Source organism: Citrobacter sp. Cpo142 (assembly GCF_030332425.1).
In the GTDB taxonomy this organism is placed as follows: domain Bacteria; phylum Pseudomonadota; class Gammaproteobacteria; order Enterobacterales; family Enterobacteriaceae; genus Citrobacter; species Citrobacter portucalensis.
The window spans coordinates 79,396-100,652 of sequence record NZ_JAOWHW010000126.1; the positions used below are offsets into that span (position 1 = coordinate 79,396).

18 protein-coding genes are annotated in these 21,257 nt (G+C 52.2%); 7 read left to right on the forward strand and 11 right to left on the reverse strand.

Annotation, left to right across the window (positions count from 1 at the left end; genetic code table 11):
* Positions 1-11 precede the first annotated feature (11 nt).
* Complete coding sequence (gene deoR / locus OGY18_RS15335) at positions 12-770, forward strand: DNA-binding transcriptional repressor DeoR (protein ID WP_003831632.1); 759 nt, start codon at positions 12-14, stop codon at positions 768-770.
* Positions 771-815: 45 nt separating this feature from the next.
* On the opposite strand, the gene dacC is transcribed toward deoR, so the two are convergent.
* On the reverse strand, positions 816-2,018 hold the full coding sequence (dacC, locus tag OGY18_RS15340) for a serine-type D-Ala-D-Ala carboxypeptidase (RefSeq protein ID WP_286553738.1): 1,203 nt from the start codon (positions 2,016-2,018) through the stop codon (positions 816-818).
* Between the two features lie 328 nt (positions 2,019-2,346).
* Between dacC and OGY18_RS15345 the strand changes: the two genes are divergently transcribed.
* Complete coding sequence (locus OGY18_RS15345; protein WP_149281396.1) at positions 2,347-2,973, forward strand: glutathione S-transferase family protein; 627 nt, start codon at positions 2,347-2,349, stop codon at positions 2,971-2,973.
* A gap of 5 nt (positions 2,974-2,978) precedes the next feature.
* Here OGY18_RS15345 and OGY18_RS15350 read toward each other — a convergent pair whose 3' ends face one another.
* Positions 2,979-4,076 carry a PQQ-dependent sugar dehydrogenase gene (locus OGY18_RS15350; protein WP_286546911.1) on the reverse strand — a complete coding sequence of 366 codons (1,098 nt, stop codon included), beginning with the start codon at positions 4,074-4,076 and terminating at the stop codon, positions 2,979-2,981.
* Positions 4,077-4,178: 102 nt separating this feature from the next.
* Positions 4,179-4,562, reverse strand: a complete 384-nt coding sequence (bssR, locus tag OGY18_RS15355) for a biofilm formation regulator BssR (RefSeq protein ID WP_008784229.1) — start codon at positions 4,560-4,562, stop codon at positions 4,179-4,181.
* Between the two features lie 219 nt (positions 4,563-4,781).
* On the opposite strand from bssR, the gene OGY18_RS15360 reads away from it, so the two are divergent.
* Positions 4,782-5,708, forward strand: coding sequence for a LysR family transcriptional regulator (locus OGY18_RS15360; protein WP_275398796.1), 927 nt, complete (start codon positions 4,782-4,784; stop codon positions 5,706-5,708).
* 32 nt (positions 5,709-5,740) lie between these two features.
* Here OGY18_RS15360 and glgP read toward each other — a convergent pair whose 3' ends face one another.
* Entirely contained in the window at positions 5,741-8,191 is a 2,451-nt protein-coding gene (gene glgP, locus OGY18_RS15365) for a glycogen phosphorylase (protein WP_286553534.1), read from the reverse strand.
* Positions 8,192-8,659: 468 nt separating this feature from the next.
* On the opposite strand from glgP, the gene rimO reads away from it, so the two are divergent.
* The gene (rimO, locus tag OGY18_RS15370; RefSeq protein WP_003831616.1) at positions 8,660-9,967 is read left to right on the forward strand and encodes a 30S ribosomal protein S12 methylthiotransferase RimO; all 1,308 of its coding nucleotides are present in this window, start codon (positions 8,660-8,662) and stop codon (positions 9,965-9,967) included.
* 93 nt (positions 9,968-10,060) lie between these two features.
* Here rimO and gsiD read toward each other — a convergent pair whose 3' ends face one another.
* From gsiD to OGY18_RS15400, 6 genes are all read right to left on the reverse strand, one after another.
* Positions 10,061-10,972: a glutathione ABC transporter permease GsiD gene (gsiD, locus tag OGY18_RS15375; RefSeq protein ID WP_003831612.1), complete on the reverse strand. Its 912-nt coding sequence runs from the start codon at positions 10,970-10,972 to the stop codon at positions 10,061-10,063.
* Positions 10,973-10,974: 2 nt separating this feature from the next.
* Complete coding sequence (gene gsiC / locus OGY18_RS15380; protein WP_048235754.1) at positions 10,975-11,895, reverse strand: glutathione ABC transporter permease GsiC; 921 nt, start codon at positions 11,893-11,895, stop codon at positions 10,975-10,977.
* A gap of 46 nt (positions 11,896-11,941) precedes the next feature.
* Positions 11,942-13,480: a glutathione ABC transporter substrate-binding protein GsiB gene (gene gsiB / locus OGY18_RS15385; RefSeq protein ID WP_286553536.1), complete on the reverse strand. Its 1,539-nt coding sequence runs from the start codon at positions 13,478-13,480 to the stop codon at positions 11,942-11,944.
* 28 nt (positions 13,481-13,508) lie between these two features.
* Positions 13,509-15,380, reverse strand: coding sequence for a glutathione ABC transporter ATP-binding protein GsiA (gene gsiA / locus OGY18_RS15390; protein WP_123268273.1), 1,872 nt, complete (start codon positions 15,378-15,380; stop codon positions 13,509-13,511).
* Complete coding sequence (gene iaaA, locus OGY18_RS15395) at positions 15,367-16,332, reverse strand: beta-aspartyl-peptidase (protein ID WP_286553541.1); 966 nt, start codon at positions 16,330-16,332, stop codon at positions 15,367-15,369. Before iaaA ends, gsiA begins: the two co-directional genes overlap by 14 nt.
* A 191-nt stretch (positions 16,333-16,523) precedes the next feature.
* Positions 16,524-17,312 (reverse strand): aminoglycoside nucleotidyltransferase ANT9, encoded by a 789-nt coding sequence (locus OGY18_RS15400; protein ID WP_003831605.1) that lies wholly within the window; start codon positions 17,310-17,312, stop codon positions 16,524-16,526.
* A gap of 174 nt (positions 17,313-17,486) precedes the next feature.
* Between OGY18_RS15400 and moeA the strand changes: the two genes are divergently transcribed.
* Together moeA and moeB are read left to right on the forward strand one after the other, a co-directional pair.
* On the forward strand, positions 17,487-18,722 hold the full coding sequence (moeA, locus tag OGY18_RS15405) for a molybdopterin molybdotransferase MoeA (RefSeq protein WP_008784221.1): 1,236 nt from the start codon (positions 17,487-17,489) through the stop codon (positions 18,720-18,722).
* Positions 18,722-19,471: a molybdopterin-synthase adenylyltransferase MoeB gene (gene moeB, locus OGY18_RS15410; protein WP_126318713.1), complete on the forward strand. Its 750-nt coding sequence runs from the start codon at positions 18,722-18,724 to the stop codon at positions 19,469-19,471. The genes moeA and moeB overlap by 1 nt, the downstream gene beginning before the upstream one ends.
* A gap of 86 nt (positions 19,472-19,557) precedes the next feature.
* Here the strand turns inward: moeB and fsa are convergent, their stop codons facing one another.
* Positions 19,558-20,220: a fructose-6-phosphate aldolase gene (gene fsa, locus OGY18_RS15415; protein WP_063940650.1), complete on the reverse strand. Its 663-nt coding sequence runs from the start codon at positions 20,218-20,220 to the stop codon at positions 19,558-19,560.
* A 132-nt stretch (positions 20,221-20,352) separates the two neighbouring features.
* On the opposite strand from fsa, the gene OGY18_RS15420 reads away from it, so the two are divergent.
* Positions 20,353-21,252, forward strand: a complete 900-nt coding sequence (locus tag OGY18_RS15420; protein WP_200920626.1) for a glycyl-radical enzyme activating protein — start codon at positions 20,353-20,355, stop codon at positions 21,250-21,252.
* The last annotated feature ends 5 nt before the right edge of the window (positions 21,253-21,257 follow it).

Consider the following 21,257-nt stretch of genomic DNA (forward strand, 5'->3'; position numbering starts at 1 on the left):
CCAGGGGAACTATGGAAACTCGACGCGACGAGCGTATTGGTCAATTACTGCAGGCGCTGAAACGCAGCGATAAATTACACCTCAAAGAAGCCGCGACGTTGCTGGGCGTATCTGAGATGACCATTCGTCGCGACCTGAATAATCATGATGCTCCCGTCGTGCTGCTCGGGGGCTATATTGTTCTGGAACCCCGCAGCGCTAACCACTATTTAATCAGCGATCAAAAATCCCGTCTGGTTGATGAAAAGCGTCGCGCTGCCCAGCAGGCGGCGAGTCTCGTGCAGGCGCATCAGACCATCTTTTTCGATTGCGGTACGACCACGCCGTGGATCATTGAAGCGATCGACAATGAACTGCCCTTCACCGCAATCTGCTACTCGTTGAATACGTTTCTGGTACTGCAGGAAAAACCGCAGTGCCGCGTCATTCTGTGTGGTGGTGAATTCCATGCCAGTAACGCGATTTTTAAACCGCTCGATTTCCAGGAAACGCTGAACAACCTCTGTCCGGATATCGCCTTTTATTCCGCAGCAGGTGTTCACATCGAAAAAGGCGCGACCTGCTTTAATCTGGAAGAACTGCCGGTGAAGCACTGGGCAATGTCGATGGCGCAGCATCACGTTTTGGTGGTCGATCACAGCAAGTTTGGTAAGGTGCGACCTGCAAGGATGGGGGAATTAAAACGCTTTGATACCATCATCAGTGATAACCGCCCTGACGATGCGTTTGTTGAGTACGCTAAAGCGCAACGTATCACGCTGAAGTACTAACAGATACTGCCGGACGGCGATTGCGCCATCCGGCAATAGATAAGATTAAGAGAACCAACCACCAAACCACTGGTGGAATTTCATCATCACAAAGTCCCACATGCGGCTAAAGAAACCACCCTCTTCCACATCTTCCATCACCATCAACGGACGCTGCTCAATGGATTTTCCGTTCAACTGGAAGTCGATAGTGCCCACAACCTGACCTTTCTTCAGCGGTGCTGTTAGCTGTGGTTCAGTCAGGATAAAGCTGGCCTTCAGGTTTTTGAGCTGGCCACGCGGAATGGTCACAGAACCCCCTTCTCCGGCGCCCAAATTCACTTCACTCTTATCGCCAAACCAGACGCGCTGGGTCACGAAAGTCGCATCCGGCTTGATCGGCGTAACGGTTTCAAAAAAGCGGAAGCCCCAGGTCAGCAGCTTTTCTGACTCATTAAAACGAATGCGGTCGGTTTTTGCTCCCAGCACCACGGAGATCAGGCGCATATCGCCCTGGGTCGCGGAGGCCACCAGGTTGTATCCCGCCCCGGCAGTGGTCCCGGTTTTCATACCATCCACGTTCAGGTTGGTGCTCCACAACAGACGGTTGCGGTTCGGTTGACGTATTTTATTGAAGGTAAATTCTTTCTCTTTGTGAATAGCGTACTCTTCCGGCACATCGTGGATTAACGCCTTCCCGAGCAGCGCCATATCACGTGCGGTACTGAACTGTCCTGCCGCATCCAGGCCGTGCACCGTCTGGAAAGTCGTGTTAGTCAGCCCCAGTTTTTTCGCATAGCCGTTCATCAGACCAATAAAGGATTCCTGGCTGCCGGCAACGTAATCAGCGAGTGCAATACAGGCATCGTTACCTGACTGAATGATAACGCCTTTATTCAAATCGGACACCGCAACCTGATCGCCGGGCTTGAGGAACATGACCGACGAACCGCGCAGGGCCGGATTACCGGTCGCCCAGGCGTCTTTGCCCACGGTGACCATGTCGTTGAGGTTAATTTTTCCGGCCTTCAGCGCCTGCCCAACCACATAGCTGGTCATGATTTTGGTCAGACTGGCAGGATCCAGTTTCTCATCAGCATTACCTTCCGCCAGCACCTTGCCGCTGGCGTAATCCATCAGAATCCACGCGCGCGCGTCCACGCTCGGCGGGGCCGTCGGTTGCTCCGCCGCCTGTACGGTCGGCACCAAAAGGATTAAGAGTGCAGAACCTGCAGCAAAGCTGCGAAGTGAAGAGAAGTATTGCGTCATAAATGCCACCCGAGTATCCATTCCAAAAAACCACGTCATACCACACCGTGTTTACACAAAACCGGCCAAGCGACCTCGACCAACCCATGCAGAAAAAGTCTGATGGATGACGTGTAAAATAAGTGCGGTGAGTAATAACGCACTAACGAGCTTAAAGAAACCGTAAGTTGGTAAAGTTTTTAAAGTTTATGCAATAACGCCGCGCTGCGCTGCTCCTGGCACGATTTTTTTAGACTTTGTTGCGTAAATATTAGGTTTACCCCACCATGTGAGCTAGTCAGATGGCATCTGCAGCCATAAAGCTGCTCAATTAATTTGCGGGGTTACTATGATTACACTGTGGGGTCGCAATAACTCGACCAACGTAAAAAAAGTATTGTGGACGCTCGAGGAACTGGAACTGCCATATAACCAAATTCTGGCAGGCGGGCAGCATGGCGGTAACCGCGATGCCGACTATCTGGCACTGAACCCGAACGGACTGGTCCCGCTACTACGCGATGATGAAACGGACGTTGTTCTGTGGGAATCCAATACCATTGTCCGCTATCTGGCCGCTCAGTACGGACAAAAACGTTTGTGGATTGACGCCCCGGCCGCGCGCGCTGTCGGTGAAAAATGGATGGACTGGGCAAATCAGACGCTAAGCCCTGCGCATCGGGTTATCTTATTTGGTTTGGTCAGAACACCTGCCGATCAGCGCGATATGGCGGCCATTGAGGCAAGTAAGCAAGTTTGCGATAACCTGTTTGCCATTCTGGATAACGCGCTGACAGACCAGCCATGGTTCTCCGGGGCTGAATTTGGCACCGCGGATATCGCTGTGGCACCGTTCATCTATAACCTGTTCAACGTTGGCCTGAGCTGGACCCCGCGCCCGCATCTGGAACGCTGGTATCAACAACTGACCGAGCGCCCGGCGTTTCAAAAAATCGTGATGATCCCGGTCAGCTAACCAAATCAGGGACTCACTTTAAGTAATTCCCCGTCGGACTCGTCGGTTAACACGTACAAATAACCGTCTGGTCCGACGCGCACATCACGGATCCGCTGCCCCCTGTCCTGCAACAGACGACCATCCTCAGTAACCGTATTCCCTTTAACGCTCAGCACGATCACTTCTTTATCTTTCAACGCGCCGATGAACAACTTCTGCCGCCACTGTGGGAAGGTATCGCTATTGTAAAAAGCCATTCCACTAACCGCCGGCGACTTTTCCCAGTAAAAGATGGGTTGTTCCGTGCCAGCAACAATTTGACCTTTTGCTTCGGGAATTTTCAAACCACTGTAGTTAACCCCCCAGGTCGCGATAGGCCAGCCGTAGTTTTTCCCTTTCTCGGGGATATTAATCTCATCGCCTCCGCGTGGACCATGCTCATTGAGCCACAGCACATCACTCCACGGATTCATCGCCATCCCCTGCGGGTTGCGGATGCCATACGACCAAATCTCTGCCCGCGCTCCCGCCTTGTTCACAAACGGATTATCCGGCGGAATTTTGCCCTCGTCGGTCAGTCTGACTAATTTACCCTGCAATTTATCCAGGTCCTGGGCGGTAGCGCGTTGATTATTCTCTCCCAGGCCAATAAACAGATAACCGTTACCATCAAATACCAGACGTCCACCAAAATGGTTCCCGGTGGAAAGCTTTGGCTGTTGGCGAAAAACGGTCTGAAATCCTTGCAGATGTTTGAGATCGTCACTCAATCGCCCGTAGCCTACCGCGGTGCCCGCTTTGCCTTCGCGGTCAGCTTCAGCGAAGCTTAGCCATACCCGGCGAGATTGTGCAAAATCCGGTGCTAACACCACATCAAGCAGTCCGCCCTGACCATTCGCCCAGACTTTTGGTACGCCGGTCAGCGGGTCGGAAAGCCCTTTATCAGGCTGCCAGAGTCGAAGTTGTCCACCTTTGAGCGTAATGAGCATACCGCGGTTATCGGGTAAAAAAGCCAGTGACCATGGGTGATCGAGTTTAGTTTGCAGGACTTCTACCTTTACCGCAGCGGCATAAGATGAAAGTAACGCGAATGAGGCAGCACAGAGAAAGAGTCGACGCATAACACCTCCTTAATGGCTCTGCTTAAAGCGTAGCCAGCAAGGGGAATTATCCCGCTACATTTACATAATCTTGACGAAAAGGGGGAGCGCCCTCCCCCTGATTCAGACGTGTTCCAGCGTTGGGTAAGATTGCAAACTCTGGATACTCAGCGTCAGCGTTGTCAGGCAGTTTTCCAGTTTCTCTGCGTTAACGGCGATAAACGTTGGACAATCGTGATGTCCACTCATAAGACAAACAGCGGCGGCGGCTAACGCCCCTTCAGCACGATGAAGGGCATTCCACTCTTCCTGATCAAGATGCATACCGTGAAGCTGTGATTGCTCGTGCAATTCGCGATTCAGTGCAAAAAAAACATCACGCAGGCGATCGCTCTCGCTAACTGACATGTAGCCTTTCGCTTTTCTCAACTGCAGATAAGCGGCAAGTTCGATACGGGCGTTTATCAATTTGTTGAGAAGATCGGTTCTCAGTCTGTCAACAACCATACTTTGTTCCTCCTCTTTCCAACTATGGTGCAACTTAATAGTATGGTTGTTTTTTGAACAAATAGATGTCCTACATCAATAAAGCCCAATTGCTTAACATAATTTACAATGTTACAACTTCATTCTGTAGTTTATCGAAGGCGCTCAGTGTCTGACTCGTCTGATATTTTTTGCTATACCTGATGTGGTTACTGCCATGGCGTTGATGATGAGGGGTCTATGTCGAAAGCAAATGATGCAGAAAAAATACGCACACTATCAAAAATAGATCTCAATCTGCTGACCATTTTCTGTTTGATCTATAGCGTGGGTAGCATCTCCAGAGTCGCTGACATGCTGAACATCTCGCCTTCCGCCGTTAGCCAGTCATTAAGAAAACTGCGCGAAATGATGGGTGATAATCTGTTTGTCCGTAGCGGGAATGCGCTGTTACCGACGGTCTATTCTGATGAGCTGTATGATAATACAATCCCAATTATCGATAAGCTGTCAACGCTGATGCCGCTTTCCACGCCTGCCGCCAAAAAAAGGTTAACGCTTTATACGGAATCTTTTATTTCCCCTATCGTTATTCCAGATGTCACCGCCAGAATAATCGAGACTGACGCCGATATCAGCCTCCTGCACCTCACCGCCGACCTGAATGAACAGAGTATTATTGAACTGTTGAATATGCGTCAGGCAGATGCCGTTTTTTCTACCTTTGCTGTAGAGTCAGCAAGTCTTTCATGCCATAAAATATGCGATATGCGCCTGGTGCTGGCAGCCTCGCAGAATAATTCTTTATATGGTAACACCATCAGTGAAGCGCAATTCAGAAACGCTAACCTGGTCGGTTACAATACTAAGAATGAGAAAATCATTTATCATCGCAGTATTGTGGATAAAAAATTCAGAACCGGAGAACGCTGCCTGCTTACCTCATCGTTTACAGCGATACTGACGATTGTGTCCAATACCCATTGTTTAGGGGTGATCCCGGAAAAGGTATTTGAAACACACGCTCACCTGTATGGACTAAAAAAAATAAACACTCCGTTTCCCTTGCCACAATTTAGCGTGTTTGCCTCATCGCGCAAAGAAAGCAATACCTACAAGATCCTCGCCCCTATTCTGGCTGATTTGCAAACAGCCTCCCTGTTATGAAAACCAGGGAGGCTGAGCGTTAGAAATACTGGCTACACGCGAATTTTTGCGATGCGCCAGATATGGTCGGCATATTCCTGAACCGTTCTGTCCGACGAGAAATACCCCATGTTAGCAATATTGTGCATGGTTTTTGTCGTCCACTCCCGGGGAGTACGATACAACTCGTCCACCGAATCCTGGCAATCTACATAGCTGCGATAATCGGCCAACACCTGATAGTAGTCGCCGAAGTTAATCAATGAATCCAACACCTCTCTATAACGCCCTGGCTCCTGCGGACTGAACACCCCCGTACCGATTTGCGTCAGCACCTGATGAAGTTCCTCATCTTTTTCAAAGATGTGCCTCGGGTCATAGCCATCACGTCGCAGAGTTTCAACCTGATTCGCCGTATTGCCAAAGATAAAGATGTTATCTTCCCCAACGTATTCGCGCATTTCGATATTCGCACCGTCAAGCGTACCGATAGTCAGCGCACCATTCATACCGAATTTCATATTACTGGTCCCGGAGGCTTCCGTCCCGGCCAGGGAAATTTGCTCTGACAGATCGGCTGCCGGAATAATTAGCTGAGCAAGACTGACGCTGTAATCCGGAATAAATACTACTTTCAGTTTGCCGCCAATCTGCGGATCGTTATTGACTAACTGCGCCACATCGTTAATCAAGCGAATAATTTGTTTTGCCATGTGATAAGAGGAGGCTGCTTTTCCGGCAAAGATATTCACTCGCGGTACCCAGTTGGCATCCGGCGCGGCTTTGATCCGGTTATAACGTGTAATAACGTGGAGCACATTCATGAGTTGCCGCTTGTACTCGTGGATGCGTTTCACCTGCACATCAAACAGCGCATCAGGATTCACCACCACGCCGTAGTGAGTGGCAATATGGTGCGCCAGCCGCTGCTTATTTTCACGTTTCGCACGATGCACAGCCTCATTCACCGACGGATAATCTATAAACTGCTTCAGCTCGCCCAACTGCATTAATTTAGTCCGCCAGCTGTCACCGATATTTTCGTCCAGCACTTTGGCAAGCGGTGGATTCGCCAGCGCCAGCCAACGACGCGCAGTCACACCATTGGTTACGTTGGTGAAACGCAGGGGAAATATATTCGCAAAATCTGCAAACAGTGATTCGGTCATCAGTTTTGAATGCAATGCCGACACGCCGTTAACCTTATGACTGACAACTACTGCCAGCCAGGCCATACGAACGACGCGACCATTGGATTCATCAATTAACGACACACGTTTCAGTAGATCGCTGTCATTACGATAACGTTCCTGTAAGGTCTTCAGAAAACGATCGTTAATCTCAAAAATAATCTGCAAATGGCGCGGCAAAATTCGACTTAGCATTTCTACTGGCCAGGTCTCCAGCGCCTCACTCATCAACGTATGGTTGGTATAAGAAAAAATCTGACAGGTCACGTCAAACGCGTTATCCCAACTAAACTGATGATGATCAATCAATAAACGCATCAACTCAGGGATCGCCAGTACCGGATGCGTATCATTAAGGTGAATCGCAATTTTATCGGCCAGATTATCGTATGTTTTGTGCAACTGATAATGACGATTCAGAATATCCTGAATCGTCGCCGAGGCCAGGAAATAGGCCTGGCGTAAACGCAATTCACGCCCCGCATCGGTGGAATCATCCGGGTACAAAACCCGCGAGATACGATCGAAGTGGTATTTGTTTTCCACTTCAGTAGCAAAGTCGGCCTGCTGATTCAGTTTGCCCGCATTAACTTCGCTATTCACCTGCACGTTCCACAAGCGTAACGTATTAGTCGTGTCCGTCGCATAACCTGGAATAATTTGATCATGCGCCACGGCCAGAATATCCTCAGTTTCAAGCCAGCGGGTTTTATTCCCCTCCTGTTGAACACGCCCGCCAAAACGTACTTTATAATGCGTATTATGACGTTTGAACTCCCAGGGATTACCGTATTCCAGCCAATAATCCAGCGACTCTTTTTGTACACCGTTAACGATATTTTGTTTGAACATACCGTAGTTATAACGAATACCGTATCCACATCCCGGCAACCCAAGCGTCGCCAGTGAATCAAGGAAGCAGGCCGCCAGACGACCGAGACCACCATTACCTAACCCGGGATCGTTTTCTTCATCAATCAGTTCTTCCAGATCAAGCCCCATTGCCTCCAGCGCGCTTCTGACTTCGTCATAAATACCTAAAGAGAGCAATGCATTGGATAGCGTACGACCAATTAAAAATTCCATCGACAGATAATATACCTGGCGCGCATCCTGAGAGAATTGCGCCCGATTAGAACGGTGCCAGCACTCGACCATCCGATCGCGTACCGCATATAACGTCGCATTAAGCCACTCCCGTTTCGTGGCGATTGCGGGATCTTTGCCAATAGTGAATAAAAGTTTATTAGCAATATCATCTCTAAGTTTATCAACATCAGAGTCCGTGGCGACCGGAAGTGGCGAAATATACATATTAACGTTACCTTTCAAATTTTGTAGGATGGTAATAGACAGGTGAATTATTTAAAGTTTGGGTACGTGAGCGTTAGATTTTTGTCGAATATTTTCATGACTGGCGATGAACGTTAATTCTGTCATTAATACACGCCAACTTAAGCCTGTGGCAAGTGAGATATAATATAAACTCACACCATTAGCATAAAGAGTTTTAGCCATTTCAAGTTTCGACTTCAAAACAATATCTTTCAAATTAAACCTCATTAGTAACGCTCGACGAGATAAAATTTACGATAATGAGTGTCTATAGCCAAGAAGCGGCACTTAAAGCCGGAATTAGACTCACTAAACACCTTTCACTGACCGATCTACTCTTTATAGGTATCGCTCTTTATTCTCTCCGTCTTATGCTGATCAGATATAGATGTACCGTGAAGGCATCTGTATAATCCCCCGATTACGAGCAATGTACAGTATAAGAAAATGGCAAAAATTGGTTTTATATCACTAGGTTGTCCGAAAAACCTCGTCGATTCTGAGCGCATCCTGACCGAACTTCGTACCGAAGGCTATGATGTTGTGCCAAGCTACGACGACGCGGATATGGTTATCGTTAATACCTGCGGCTTTATCGACAGTGCGGTTCAGGAGTCCCTGGAAGCAATTGGCGAAGCGCTGAATGAGAACGGTAAGGTGATTGTCACCGGCTGTCTGGGCGCGAAAGTCGATCAGATCCGTGAAGTCCACCCGAAGGTACTGGAAATCACCGGGCCGCATAGCTATGAACAGGTTCTGGAGCACGTTCACCACTATGTGCCAAAACCAAAACACAACCCGTTCCAGAGCCTGGTTCCTGAGCAGGGCGTTAAGCTGACTCCTCGCCATTACGCCTATCTGAAGATTTCCGAGGGCTGTAACCACCGCTGCACGTTCTGCATTATTCCATCCATGCGCGGCGATCTGGTGAGCCGTCCGATTGGCGACGTCCTCAGCGAAGCCAAGCGTCTGGTCGATGCGGGCGTGAAAGAGATTCTGGTAATCTCTCAGGATACCTCTGCTTACGGTGTAGATGTGAAGCATCGTACCGGTTTCCATAACGGCGAGCCGGTCAAAACCAGCATGGTTGATCTGTGCGAACAGTTATCAAAACTGGGGATCTGGACGCGCCTCCATTACGTCTACCCTTACCCGCACGTTGATGATGTGATCCCGCTGATGGCGGAAGGCAAAATCCTGCCGTATCTGGACATCCCGTTACAGCATGCCAGCCCGCGTATTCTTAAACTGATGAAACGCCCGGGCTCCGTGGACAGACAGCTGGCGCGCATCAAGCAGTGGCGTGAAATCTGCCCTGAACTGACGCTGCGCTCCACCTTCATTGTTGGTTTCCCGGGTGAAACGGAAGAAGACTTCCAGATGTTGCTCGACTTCCTGAAGGAAGCGCGTCTGGATCGCGTGGGCTGCTTTAAATACAGCCCGGTAGAAGGCGCTGGCGCTAATGACCTGCCGGATCAAATCCCGGAAGAGGTGAAAGAAGAACGCTGGAACCGCTTTATGCAATTGCAGCAGCAGATCTCTGCTGAACGTTTGCAGGAGAAAGTGGGCCGCGAGATTCTGGTTATCGTTGATGAAGTTGACGAAGAAGGCGCAATTGGTCGTAGCATGGCTGATGCTCCAGAAATCGACGGCGCGGTATACCTGAATGGTGAAACCAAGGTGAAACCTGGTGATATCATCCGCGTGAAGGTCGAAAACGCAGATGAATACGATCTGTGGGGCACCCGCGTTTAATTAAACGCAACCCAACGTAGGCCGGATAAGGCATTTATGCCGCATCCGGCAATGCCTGATGGCGACGCTGAAGCGTCTTATCAGGCCTACGGTTTACCCTTTAATTTTCGGGTCCAGCGCGTCGCGCAGACCATCTCCCAGTAAGTTAAACGCCAGCACCGTCAGGAATATCGCTACCGCCGGGAAAATCGCCACGTGCGGCGCGATCACCATATCAGCGCGCGCTTCATTAAGCATTGCCCCCCACTCCGGCGTCGGCGGCTGTGCGCCTAATCCCAGGAATGACAAGCTCGCGGCAGAGATAATCGACGTACCAATTCGCATGGTAAAGAAGACCACGATCGATGAGACCGTTCCAGGCAGAATATGGTTGAAGATGATGGTCGCATCGCTGGCACCAATACTGCGCGCAGACTCAATAAACGTCTGTTGCTTCAGCACCAGCGTATTCCCGCGCACCAGGCGCGCGAAGGCTGGAATGGAGAAAATGGCCACGGCAATGATCACATTAGCAATTCCGCTGCCCAGCACGGCGACCACGGCTATCGCCAGCAATATCCCCGGAAAGGCGAACAGCACATCGCAGATTCGCATGATCAGTCGATCCCACCAGCCTTCGTAGTATCCCGCCAGCAGCCCCAGTACCGTACCAATCGCCGCGCCAATAAACACGGCAAAGACTCCTGCCGCCAGCGAGATTTGCGCGCCAACCAGCACGCGGCTAAAAATATCCCGTCCCAGTGAGTCAACGCCAAACCAATGCAGCATCGACGGCCCATCATTCAAACGGTCATAATCGAAGTAATTCTCGGCATCAAATGGCGTCAGCCAGCGGGCAAAAATCGCCACCATGATCAGGAGCAATACAAACAGCCCAGCGACCATCGCCATGTGCTGTCGACGGAACCGACGCCAGAACTCATGCCACGGTGTGCGTATCTGCTCTGGCTTAACAAGGGGCATCGCATTTAAAATCGCCTGTCGGCGCCAGTTAAAAAATCGCATCCTTACTTGTACCTGATAGCCGGATTAATGGCAGCGTAGAGCACATCCACCACTAAGTTAATAAGAATAAATTCCAGAGAAAACAACAGTACCTCGGCCTGAATCACCGGGTAGTCGCGCATTTCGACGGAGTCCACCAACAGTCGCCCAAGCCCAGGCCAGTTGAACACCTTCTCAACCACAATAGAGCCGCCGAGCAAAAAGCCAAACTGTAGCCCCATCATGGTGACCACCGGGATCATCGCATTACGCAGACCATGTTTTAACACCACCCAGGTTTCACTCACCCCTTTAGCCCGCGCGGTGCGCATATAGTCTTCGCTGAGCACATCCACGAACGAGGCGCGAGTAAATCGTGCTAACACCGCAGCCACCGCCGCGCCCAGCGTAATAGACGGGAGGATATAGTGCATCCAGGTGTCAGCGCCAACGGTGGGTAACCAACCGAGCTCAACGGAGAATATCTGCATCAGCAGCATGCCGAGCGCAAACGCCGGGAACGAGATCCCGGTGACCGCCAGCGTCATGCTTAATCTGTCCGGCCAACGATTTCGCCATACGGCAGCAATGATCCCCGCCGTCATACCAAACAATACCGCCCACGCCATACTGGCAATAGTCAGCCATAGTGATGGCATAAAACGACTGGCTATCTCTTCAGAAACCGGGCGACGAGAAACCATCGACGTGCCAAAATCGCCTTGCAATACGTTGGTCATGTAATGCCAGAACTGAACATGCAACGGCTGGTCCAGACCCAGCTGCTTGCGCACCAGTTCAATCACCTCGGCGTCAGCTTCCGGTCCGGCAATCAGCCGGGCCGGATCGCCGGGTAGCAGGTGAACAAATAAAAATACCAGCACCGCAACAATCAACAGGGTTGGAATCAACCCCAGCAGGCGCTTGAAAACATAGTTAAGCATCACGCTCCCTTCGCCGGCCCCTGGGCTGCGGGGCCGAATGAATAGCTTATTTTAAATCCGCATCATCAAAGCTAAATCCGGTATCCGGCATGATCCAGAATCCGGTCAACCTGGTGCTGTGCGCCGAAATCAGTTTTTCCACTACCAGCGGGATCCACGGCGACTCTTTCCAGATAATATCCTGCGCGTCTTTGTACAGCTTCGCTTTCTGCGCCGGATCGTTAGTTTGCAACGCTGCCGATAAATCACTGTCCACCTGCTTATTGCTGTAGAACGCCGTGTTAAACAGAGTTGGCGGCCAGTTTTGTGATGCAAATAGCGGTGACAGCGCCCAGTCAGCTTCACCCGTAGACGCCGACCAGCCGGTGTAGAACATCCGTACCCCGCTCTCTTTCTGCGCTTTCCCTTCCACTTCCGCGGCGCGCTGACCAGCATCCATCGCTGTAACCTGAGCCTTAATGCCCACCTGCGCCAGCTGCTGCTGGGTAAATTGCAGCACTTTCTGCGCGGTACTGTGGTTATGCGAAGACCATAGCGTAGTGGTAAAACCGTTCGGATAACCTGCTTCTTTCAGCAGTTCGCGTGCTTTCGCCGGGTCGTAGGGCCACGGCGTATAGCTTTGCGCATAGGCTATCGACGGGGGGAGAACGCCGGTTGCCGGCGTCGCGTAACCAGCAAAAGCCACTTTCACCAGCGCCTGGCGGTTGATGGCATAGTTCAGCGCTTCACGCACTTTTGGGTTGTCGAACGGTTTTTGCGTGACGTTCATGCTGATATAACGCTGCATAATAGACGGACTGGCCACCAGTTCCAGGTTTTTGTTCTTCGCCAGTAACGCCGCCTGCTCGTAAGGGATTGGGAAGGCAAACTGCGCTTCCCCAGTTTGTAGCATGGCTGCACGCGTGTTGTTGTCGGTCACCGGACGCCAGGTAATCGTATCCAGCTTTGGCAGCCCTTGCTGCCAGTAGCCCGCGAACTTCTTAACCTTCACAAAATCCGTCTGATTCCAGGTATCAAGCTGGTACGGCCCGGTTCCAACAGGATGAAAACCAATCTCCTTACCGTATTTCTCCAGCGCGGCGGGAGAAATCATCACCGTTGCCGGGTGCGCCAGAATATTGATAAAGGCAGAGAACGGCTGTTTCAGCGTAATCTTCACCGTCGACGGATCGACGACTTCGGTTTTATCGATATTCTTATACAGGTTGTAACGTTTCAGATGGTTTTCCGGGTTACTGGCCCGATCGAGGTTAGCTTTAACCGCATCGGCGTTGAAGTCGGTGCCATCCTGAAACTTCACCCCCTGACGCAGCTTAAGGGTATAGGTCAGCCCATCATCAGAAACCGTATAACTCTCCGCGAGCACATTTTTCAGTTTCATCTTTTTATCAAGGCCAAACAACCCCTGATAAAACGACTTCGCTACCGCCTGAGACAACGTGTCATTCGCGTCATAGGGGTCGAGCGTCGTGAAATTGGATCCCACCGCCACCACCACATCTTTGGCGGCCCAGCCAGGCGATGCGGCCAGTGCAGAGACCACTCCCACAGCAACCAGCCATTTTCGAGCAACAATTTTTGTCATGTTTTTCTCCTTAAACCCTGCCTGCCTGTTATAAACGCGAAAGCGCATTTTCTGGTTGCCCACGCGCAACATAATGCCCCGGACCAACTAACTGGAGCGAAACGGGGGAAATCTCTTCGCCACGTTTGCGAATATTGCTGGGGATATCGTCCGACAACAGCACGCGCTGGGGACGGTGATGGGATGGATCGGCGACCGGAACTGCCGCCATCAGCTTGCGAGTGTACGGATGTTGCGGATTTTCAAACACCGCCCGCCGGGTGCCTATCTCAACGATCTGCCCCAGATACATCACCGCCACACGGTGACTGATCCGTTCCACTACCGCCATATCGTGGGAAATAAACAGATATGCGATACCCAATTCTCGCTGCAGGTCGAGCATCAGGTTGATGATTTGCCCACGAATTGAAACATCCAGCGCCGAGACAGATTCATCGGCAATAATCACTTTGGGATTGAGCGCCAATGCCCGTGCAATACAGATACGCTGACGCTGACCGCCGGAAAACTCATGCGGATAGCGCCAGGCATGCTCAGGTAGCAAGCCTACACGTTCCAACAACCATGCAACCCGTTTTGACCCCGCATCGCCCTGCAATAACCCATGTACTCGTAGCGGCTCCAGAATGGAATATCCCACAGTCTGGCGCGGATCGAGCGAGGCATACGGATCCTGGAAGATAAACTGAATATCCCGACGCAGCGGCTGTAACTTGCTGGCAGCAAGGGTATCAATACGTTGTCCGTTGAAAATGATTTCCCCACGCTGAGACTCTACCAGGCGAAGCAGCGCCCGCCCGGTGGTGGATTTCCCGCAGCCCGACTCCCCCACCAGCGAGAGCGTTTCTCCCGGCCACAGGTCAAAGCTGACGTTTTCCACTGCATGCACCTCGCGAGTCACGCGATTTAGAATGCCGCTGCGCAGAGGAAAACGCGTCACTAAATTTCGTACCCGCAGAATAGGCTCGCCTTCAACCACAGTGTCCTGCTCGGTCTGCGGTTCTACATGACTGGGATCCTGCAATGAAATAAGCGGGAAACGGCGCGGAAGCTCATGCCCGTTCATCGCCCCAAGCTGCGGCACGGCTGCCAATAGCGCTTTGGTATAAGGATGCTGGGGTGCGTGAAAAATCTGTTCAACACTGCCGGTTTCTACCGCCTCGCCCTGATACATCACCAGCACGCGGTCGGCAATATCCGCCACAACACCCATATCGTGGGTAATGAAGATCACTCCCATCGACATATCCTGCTGCAACACTTTTATCAGTTGCAGGATCTGCGCCTGAATAGTGACATCCAGCGCGGTCGTCGGCTCATCGGCGATTAAAACCGCAGGGCGACACGACAGTGCCATGGCGATCATCACCCGCTGGCGCATACCGCCGGAAAGCTGGTGTGGATATCGCGATAAAATCGCCTTCGCCTCGGGGATACGCACCTGATCGAGCATTCGCTTCGCTTCTACCATCGCCTCTTCATGGCTGGCGCCCTGGTGCAAGCGTATAGACTCTGCAATCTGCTCGCCCACGGTAAACACCGGATTGAGCGATGTCATAGGCTCCTGGAAGATCATCGCGATATCCGCACCGCGCACGTGACGCATTTGTGATGCGCTCTGTTCACCCAGCTCAATAACCTGCCGGTTGCGGCGTCGCAGCAGCATTTCATCGCAGCTTACCTCGCCGCCTGCCTGTTCAATCAGACGCATCAGCGACAAGGCCGTTACCGACTTTCCTGAACCGGACTCACCAACAATCGCCAGCGTTTCGCCACGCTTCAGGCGAAATGACAGATTGCGCACTGCGCTGACACGCTGCTGTTCCTGTTCAAAGGCAATATTCAGATTGCTGACTGCCAGCACGTCGCTGGCATCAAGCTCATCACTGTGTGGCAACGCTCTCTCCTTTTTCCCGATAAATACCGGTGGTTGGCGTATCGCCTGCGTATCCCCAGGCGCGGTACATGCCTTCGCTGTTAAACGGCAAGGCGACGTTGCCCTCATGATCGATAGCAATTAAACCGCCACTGCCGCCAAGCGCCGGTAATTTTTCCATCACTACGCGTTCACACGCTTCGGATAAACTCAGACCGCCATAGTCCATCAACGCCGCAATGTCATAGGCCGCCAGCGCACGAATAAAGACTTCCCCGGTTCCGGTGCAGGAGACTGCCACACTTGCATTATTGGCATAACAGCCTGCGCCGACCAACGGACTGTCGCCCACCCGCCCCGGTAATTTGTTGGTCATTCCACCGGTCGATGTTGCGGCCGCCAGATTGCCAAACATATCTAACGCGACCGCCCCCACGGTACCCATTTTGTTGTTTTCATCCAGCGGGCTCGCGCTATGGTCCAGCACCGTTTCACCCGCTGTTCGCGCCGCCAGCAGTTGAGCATAGCGTTCTGGCGTAGAGAAAATATCCGCTGATACGCGTTCCATACCCTGCGCAATGGCAAAGTTCTCAGCCCCTTCACCTATCATCATGACGTGTGGGCTATGTTCCATTACCAGGCGCGCCGCGAGAATCGGATTGCGTAAATGGCTGACTCCGGCGACGGCTCCCGCATTAAGCGTGTTACCGTCCATCACGCAGGCATCCAGTTCATGGGTTTCATCACGGGTATATACCGCGCCAATTCCGGCATTAAACAACGGACACTCTTCCAGTAAGCGCACGGCTTCGGTCACCACATCCAGTGCGCTACGACCGTCCTCTAGCATCCGCTGGCCGGTTTCAACGATATCCGACAGCGCCTGAATATAACGCAACTCTTGCTCCTGACTCAGCTGCGAACGGGTGATAGCCCCTGCGCCGCCGTGAATTGCAATGACTGCTTTACCCATTTTTTTCGTCCATTAGGTGGCAGGTACCGGGGTTATAAATATCAGAATTTCTGTGACTTATTGATTCGATTTTTGAATATAGAAAGATGCAGACGTCATGTAAAGGTAAAGGCCCGTACCTCACGCCCCATCCCATCAGGTTATTTAAATGAGTTAAACAGAAAGTGTATCTTCCAACATCGTTGAATATATTATTCAAGCCGATCGGCAATCTGTTTTTTTGCATAAAACACAAAGCGTTCAACAGACGGCATAGACGCAGTCCAGTTCTTTTTGGTTAACCCCAGGTATTCCGCACGTGCGGCTTGCAGCGTATCCGCATACTCATCGGGTAATTGCGGTATAAGCCAGGAGGCGGCTTCATCTTTAGCGACAATATTGCCCGTAACTACGCTGTACCAAATACGCGCCAGAGTAAGGATGATATTTCGCTCGTCACCCTCTAAATCGCCCGGTTTCTGCCACATATCAAGGATATGCCGAAATGTTTGCACGACATCGCTAAAAGGGATGACGTTGAATAACGTCTCAGCGGGTTCACCGAACAACGCTACGCTGGCGCGCCGGGCCTGGGTCAGCAGGATGGAAAGATCAGGATCCACCTGCGCCGGTTCATACACGCCAGCGCAGATATCATCACGCAACCATTCGCCAAACTGCATCTCTCTCGCCGGAGGGAATCGCCACGGCACAAGTTGTGAATAGACCACGATGGTCACTTCCAGCGCCCGATAGTTATCAACGCTGCCAGGCGGTGCTGATATTTCCAGAAAACCCTGCATCAGATCTTTTCTTTGCCGGGTATTCAGTGGCTGCCTAATGGTAACCAGTAAATCGATATCGCTTTGGGGCTTTAAGCCACCTTCAACAGCAGAGCCATACAAATGAACAGCAACCAGGTCGCCCTCGATAATCCGCGCAATCAGTGCACTGGCGGCATTCACCTGTTGTCGAATTGAATTTGGGATAATCGCAGCCATTTAGCCTCCTGGAAAAAAGCAGAAATAATGAGTCTATACTGCATTTTTCCTGTAGCGCTATTCTCTGGCAGAAAACCTGTCTCAGATCGGATCCTAAGCCTGAGGTAGCATACTGTCCGCGTCCATTTTCTGACATAATGAGCAGATTCGATTTTGCCCCGCAGGAGTCTTCTCATGGAATTTACCGCCGGACTGATGCCGCTTGAAACGGCTCTCTCTCAGATGCTTTCGCGTATTACCCCACTCACCGCCGTCGAAACGCTGCCGCTGGTTCAATGCTTTGGCCGCATTCTGGCCACCGACGTCATCTCCCCGATTGATGTGCCGGGATTCGATAACTCGGCAATGGATGGCTATGCGGTGCGATTAGCCGATTTACAATCAGACCAGCCTCTTGCGGTGGCTGGCAAAGCCTTTGCTGGTCAACCATTCCACGGCGAGTGGCCTGCGGGAACCTGCATCCGCATTATGACCGGTGCCCCGGTGCCTGCCGGTTGTGAAGCGGTGGTGATGCAGGAGCAAACGGAACAAACTGACGACGGTGTGCGTTTTACCGCCGAGGTCCGCAGCGGACAAAATATTCGTCTGCGCGGTGAAGATATCGCAAACGGCGCGGTGGTATTCCCCACCGGAACTCGTCTGACAACCGCCGAGCTTCCGGTTCTGGCCTCACTCGGCATTGCCGAAGTACCGGTCGTTCGCAAAGTTCGCGTGGCGTTGTTCTCCACCGGTGATGAGCTGCAACTGCCGGGTCAACCGCTGGGCGACGGGCAGATTTATGACACAAACCGTCTGACCGTTCACCTGATGCTGCAGCAGTTGGGCTGCGAAGTGATCAACTTAGGAATTATTCGCGACGATCCCAACGCTCTGCGAGCCGCATTTATCGAAGCCGACAGCCAGGCCGACGTCGTCATCAGCTCTGGCGGCGTTTCGGTAGGCGAAGCGGATTACACCAAAACCATTCTGGAAGAGCTGGGAGAAATTGCCTTCTGGAAGCTTGCCATCAAACCGGGTAAACCGTTCGCGTTTGGTAAACTGAGCAACAGCTGGTTTTGCGGCCTGCCGGGTAACCCGGTGTCTGCAGCCCTCACCTTTTATCAGCTGGTGCAACCGCTGCTGGCGAAACTCAGCGGAAACACCGCCTGTGGGTTACCTCCGCGCCAGCGCGTGCGCACCGCCTCACGCCTGAAGAAAACGCCAGGGCGTCTGGATTTTCAACGTGGTGTATTGCAGCGTACTGCGGAAGGCGAACTGGAAGTCACCACCACCGGACACCAGGGCTCGCATATTTTTAGCTCCTTTAGCCAGGGCAACTGCTTTATCGTGCTGGAGCGCGATCGCGGTAACGTTGAGGCCGGAGAATGGGTTGAGGTCGAGCCGTTTAACGCACTGTTTGGAGGCCTGTAATGGCAGAACTCAGCGACCAGGAGATGATGCGCTATAACCGGCAAATCATTCTGCGCGGCTTCGATTTCGAAGGTCAGGAAGCGCTCAAAGATGCGCGGGTACTGGTCGTTGGTCTGGGGGGACTGGGATGCGCAGCAACCCAGTACCTTGCGGGCGCTGGCGTCGGGCATTTAACCCTGCTCGACTTTGACACAGTCTCCGTGTCGAACCTCCAACGCCAGACGCTGCATAGCGATGCGACCGTTGGACAGCCCAAAGTGCTCTCCGCCCGCGACGCACTGGCGCGGATTAACCCTTACATCGCCATTACGCCAGTGAATGCGCTGCTGGAAGAAAACCAGATTCACGCGCTGATCGCCGAGCACGATTTGGTGCTGGACTGTACGGATAACATCAGCATCCGCAATCAACTGAATGCCGGATGCTTCGCCGCCAGGGTTCCGTTGGTTTCTGGGGCGGCAATTCGCATGGAAGGACAAATTACCGTCTTTACGTATCAGGAAGGAGAGCCATGCTACCGTTGCCTGAGTCGTCTGTTCGGTGAAAACGCCCTGACCTGCGTCGAGGCAGGAGTGATGGCCCCGCTGATCGGCGTGATTGGCTCGTTACAGGCGATGGAGGCCATTAAGTTGCTGGCAAACTATGGTAAACCGGCGTCTGGAAAAATCGTCATGTACGACGCCATGACCTGCCAGTTTCGCGAAATGAAGCTAATGCGCAACCCGGGGTGTGAGGTTTGCGGGCAGTAAAAAAGTCGGGTGGCGGCTTCGCCTTACCCGACCTACAACGGCTCCAACGTAGGCCGGGTAAGCGTTAGCGCCATCCGGCAACAGCATCAGATCGACGTGCGTCCAAATGCACTCTGCCAGTCGTGCTCAAACTTCGCGACGGCAGCATCAACTGCCGGAGAGCTAATCATCTGCTGAGCAACATCCAGCGGTAGCGTGATGGACTCGCAGCCCGCCAGCAGACAATCCAGCGCCTGACGCGGTGTTTTAAAACTGGCTGCCAGTACTTTGGCGTGCGGGGCATGCATTTTCAGTAACGTCTGCAGGTCGGTCACCGTCTGGATGCCATCCCCTCCTTGCGCATCCACGCGGTTAACGTATGGCGCAACGTATTCCGCACCCGCCAGAGCAGCCAATAACCCTTGAGCTGCACCGTATACCGCAGTACCCAACGTCGGGATCCCTTCTTCTTTCAGCAATTTTATAGCCGCCAGACCTTCTGCTGTCACCGGCACTTTGACCACAATATTAGAAATGATTGCCCGCAGCTTACGCGCATCGCTGACCATCCCTTCGGCGGTGGTCGCCATCACCTGAGCAAACAGACGCCCTTGCCCTCCCGTCGCCTCCTGCAGTTGCGGCAGTAGTACTTCCAGCGTCTGGTTCCCTGCCGCCACAATGCTCGGGTTAGTGGTCACCCCTGCCAGCGGGAAAATGCGCGCCAGAGCTTTTACCGCATCAACATCAGACGTATCTAAATAGAGTTCCATAAGCTTTCCTCAAACGAATAATTAGCATGAATAAAAGGTAGCACAGCGAAACCTCACGGTTAGTTGACGCATGTCAATATAACTTTCATTCGAAAGTAATTTAATCTTTATACGAAAGAAAAGAGGTCGCTTATGATTTTCAATATCCAGCGCTACTCCACGCATGATGGCCCCGGGATCCGTACTGTGGTGTTCCTTAAGGGATGCTCCCTGGGCTGTCGGTGGTGCCAGAATCCGGAAAGCCGCGCCCGCACGCAGGACCTGCTTTATGACGCGCGTTTGTGCCTTGACGGTTGCGATCTCTGTGCTCAGGCTGCACCCGCGGTGATTGAACGGGCGCTGGGCGGATTGCTTATTCATCGCGAAAAACTGACCGATGACGTCCTCGCAGCGCTGACCGACTGCTGTCCGACTCAGGCGTTAACCGTCTGTGGAGAGGTAAAAAGCGTGGACGACATCATGGCGACCGTATTGCGTGATAAACCGTTTTACGATCGCAGCGGAGGGGGCCTCACCCTGTCCGGCGGCGAACCGTTTATGCAGCCAGAGCTGGCGGCAGCGTTACTCAAGGCCAGCCACGACGCCGGCATTCATACCGCAGTGGAAACCTGTCTGCATGTCCCGTGGAAGTATATTGAACCATCATTACCTGACGTCGATCTATTTCTGGCCGATCTAAAACACGTGGCGGATGCGCCGTTTAAACAATGGACCGATGGGCGTGCCTCTCGCGTACTGGAAAATCTAAAAAAATTGGCTGCCGCCGGTAAAAAAATGATTATCCGCGTACCGCTGATTCAGGGATTCAACGCAGACGAAGCTGCTATTCAGGCCATTACCGATTTTGCCGCCGATGAGCTTCACGTCGGTGAGATCCATTTCTTGCCCTACCACACCCTGGGCATCAACAAATACCACTTACTCAGTCAACCCTACAACGCACCGGATAAACCGCTTGATGCGCCAGCACTGCTCGAATTTGCCCAGCAGTACGCCAGCCTTAAAGGTTTAACCGCGACCCTACGAGGATAATCGCC

What these genes read in the sequence shown, in the direction of transcription:
- deoR (WP_003831632.1), top strand. Translation starts at nt 12, where the DNA reads ATGGAAACTCGACGCGACGAGCGTATTGGTCAATTACTGCAGGCGCTG.
- dacC (WP_286553738.1), bottom strand. Translation starts at nt 2,018, where the DNA reads ATGACGCAATACTTCTCTTCACTTCGCAGCTTTGCTGCAGGTTCTGCA.
- OGY18_RS15345 (WP_149281396.1), top strand. Translation starts at nt 2,347, where the DNA reads ATGATTACACTGTGGGGTCGCAATAACTCGACCAACGTAAAAAAAGTA.
- OGY18_RS15350 (WP_286546911.1), bottom strand. Translation starts at nt 4,076, where the DNA reads ATGCGTCGACTCTTTCTCTGTGCTGCCTCATTCGCGTTACTTTCATCT.
- bssR (WP_008784229.1), bottom strand. Translation starts at nt 4,562, where the DNA reads ATGGTTGTTGACAGACTGAGAACCGATCTTCTCAACAAATTGATAAAC.
- OGY18_RS15360 (WP_275398796.1), top strand. Translation starts at nt 4,782, where the DNA reads ATGTCGAAAGCAAATGATGCAGAAAAAATACGCACACTATCAAAAATA.
- glgP (WP_286553534.1), bottom strand. Translation starts at nt 8,191, where the DNA reads ATGTATATTTCGCCACTTCCGGTCGCCACGGACTCTGATGTTGATAAA.
- rimO (WP_003831616.1), top strand. Translation starts at nt 8,660, where the DNA reads ATGGCAAAAATTGGTTTTATATCACTAGGTTGTCCGAAAAACCTCGTC.
- gsiD (WP_003831612.1), bottom strand. Translation starts at nt 10,972, where the DNA reads ATGCGATTTTTTAACTGGCGCCGACAGGCGATTTTAAATGCGATGCCC.
- gsiC (WP_048235754.1), bottom strand. Translation starts at nt 11,895, where the DNA reads ATGCTTAACTATGTTTTCAAGCGCCTGCTGGGGTTGATTCCAACCCTG.
- gsiB (WP_286553536.1), bottom strand. Translation starts at nt 13,480, where the DNA reads ATGACAAAAATTGTTGCTCGAAAATGGCTGGTTGCTGTGGGAGTGGTC.
- iaaA (WP_286553541.1), bottom strand. Translation starts at nt 16,332, where the DNA reads ATGGGTAAAGCAGTCATTGCAATTCACGGCGGCGCAGGGGCTATCACC.
- OGY18_RS15400 (WP_003831605.1), bottom strand. Translation starts at nt 17,312, where the DNA reads ATGGCTGCGATTATCCCAAATTCAATTCGACAACAGGTGAATGCCGCC.
- moeA (WP_008784221.1), top strand. Translation starts at nt 17,487, where the DNA reads ATGGAATTTACCGCCGGACTGATGCCGCTTGAAACGGCTCTCTCTCAG.
- moeB (WP_126318713.1), top strand. Translation starts at nt 18,722, where the DNA reads ATGGCAGAACTCAGCGACCAGGAGATGATGCGCTATAACCGGCAAATC.
- fsa (WP_063940650.1), bottom strand. Translation starts at nt 20,220, where the DNA reads ATGGAACTCTATTTAGATACGTCTGATGTTGATGCGGTAAAAGCTCTG.
- OGY18_RS15420 (WP_200920626.1), top strand. Translation starts at nt 20,353, where the DNA reads ATGATTTTCAATATCCAGCGCTACTCCACGCATGATGGCCCCGGGATC.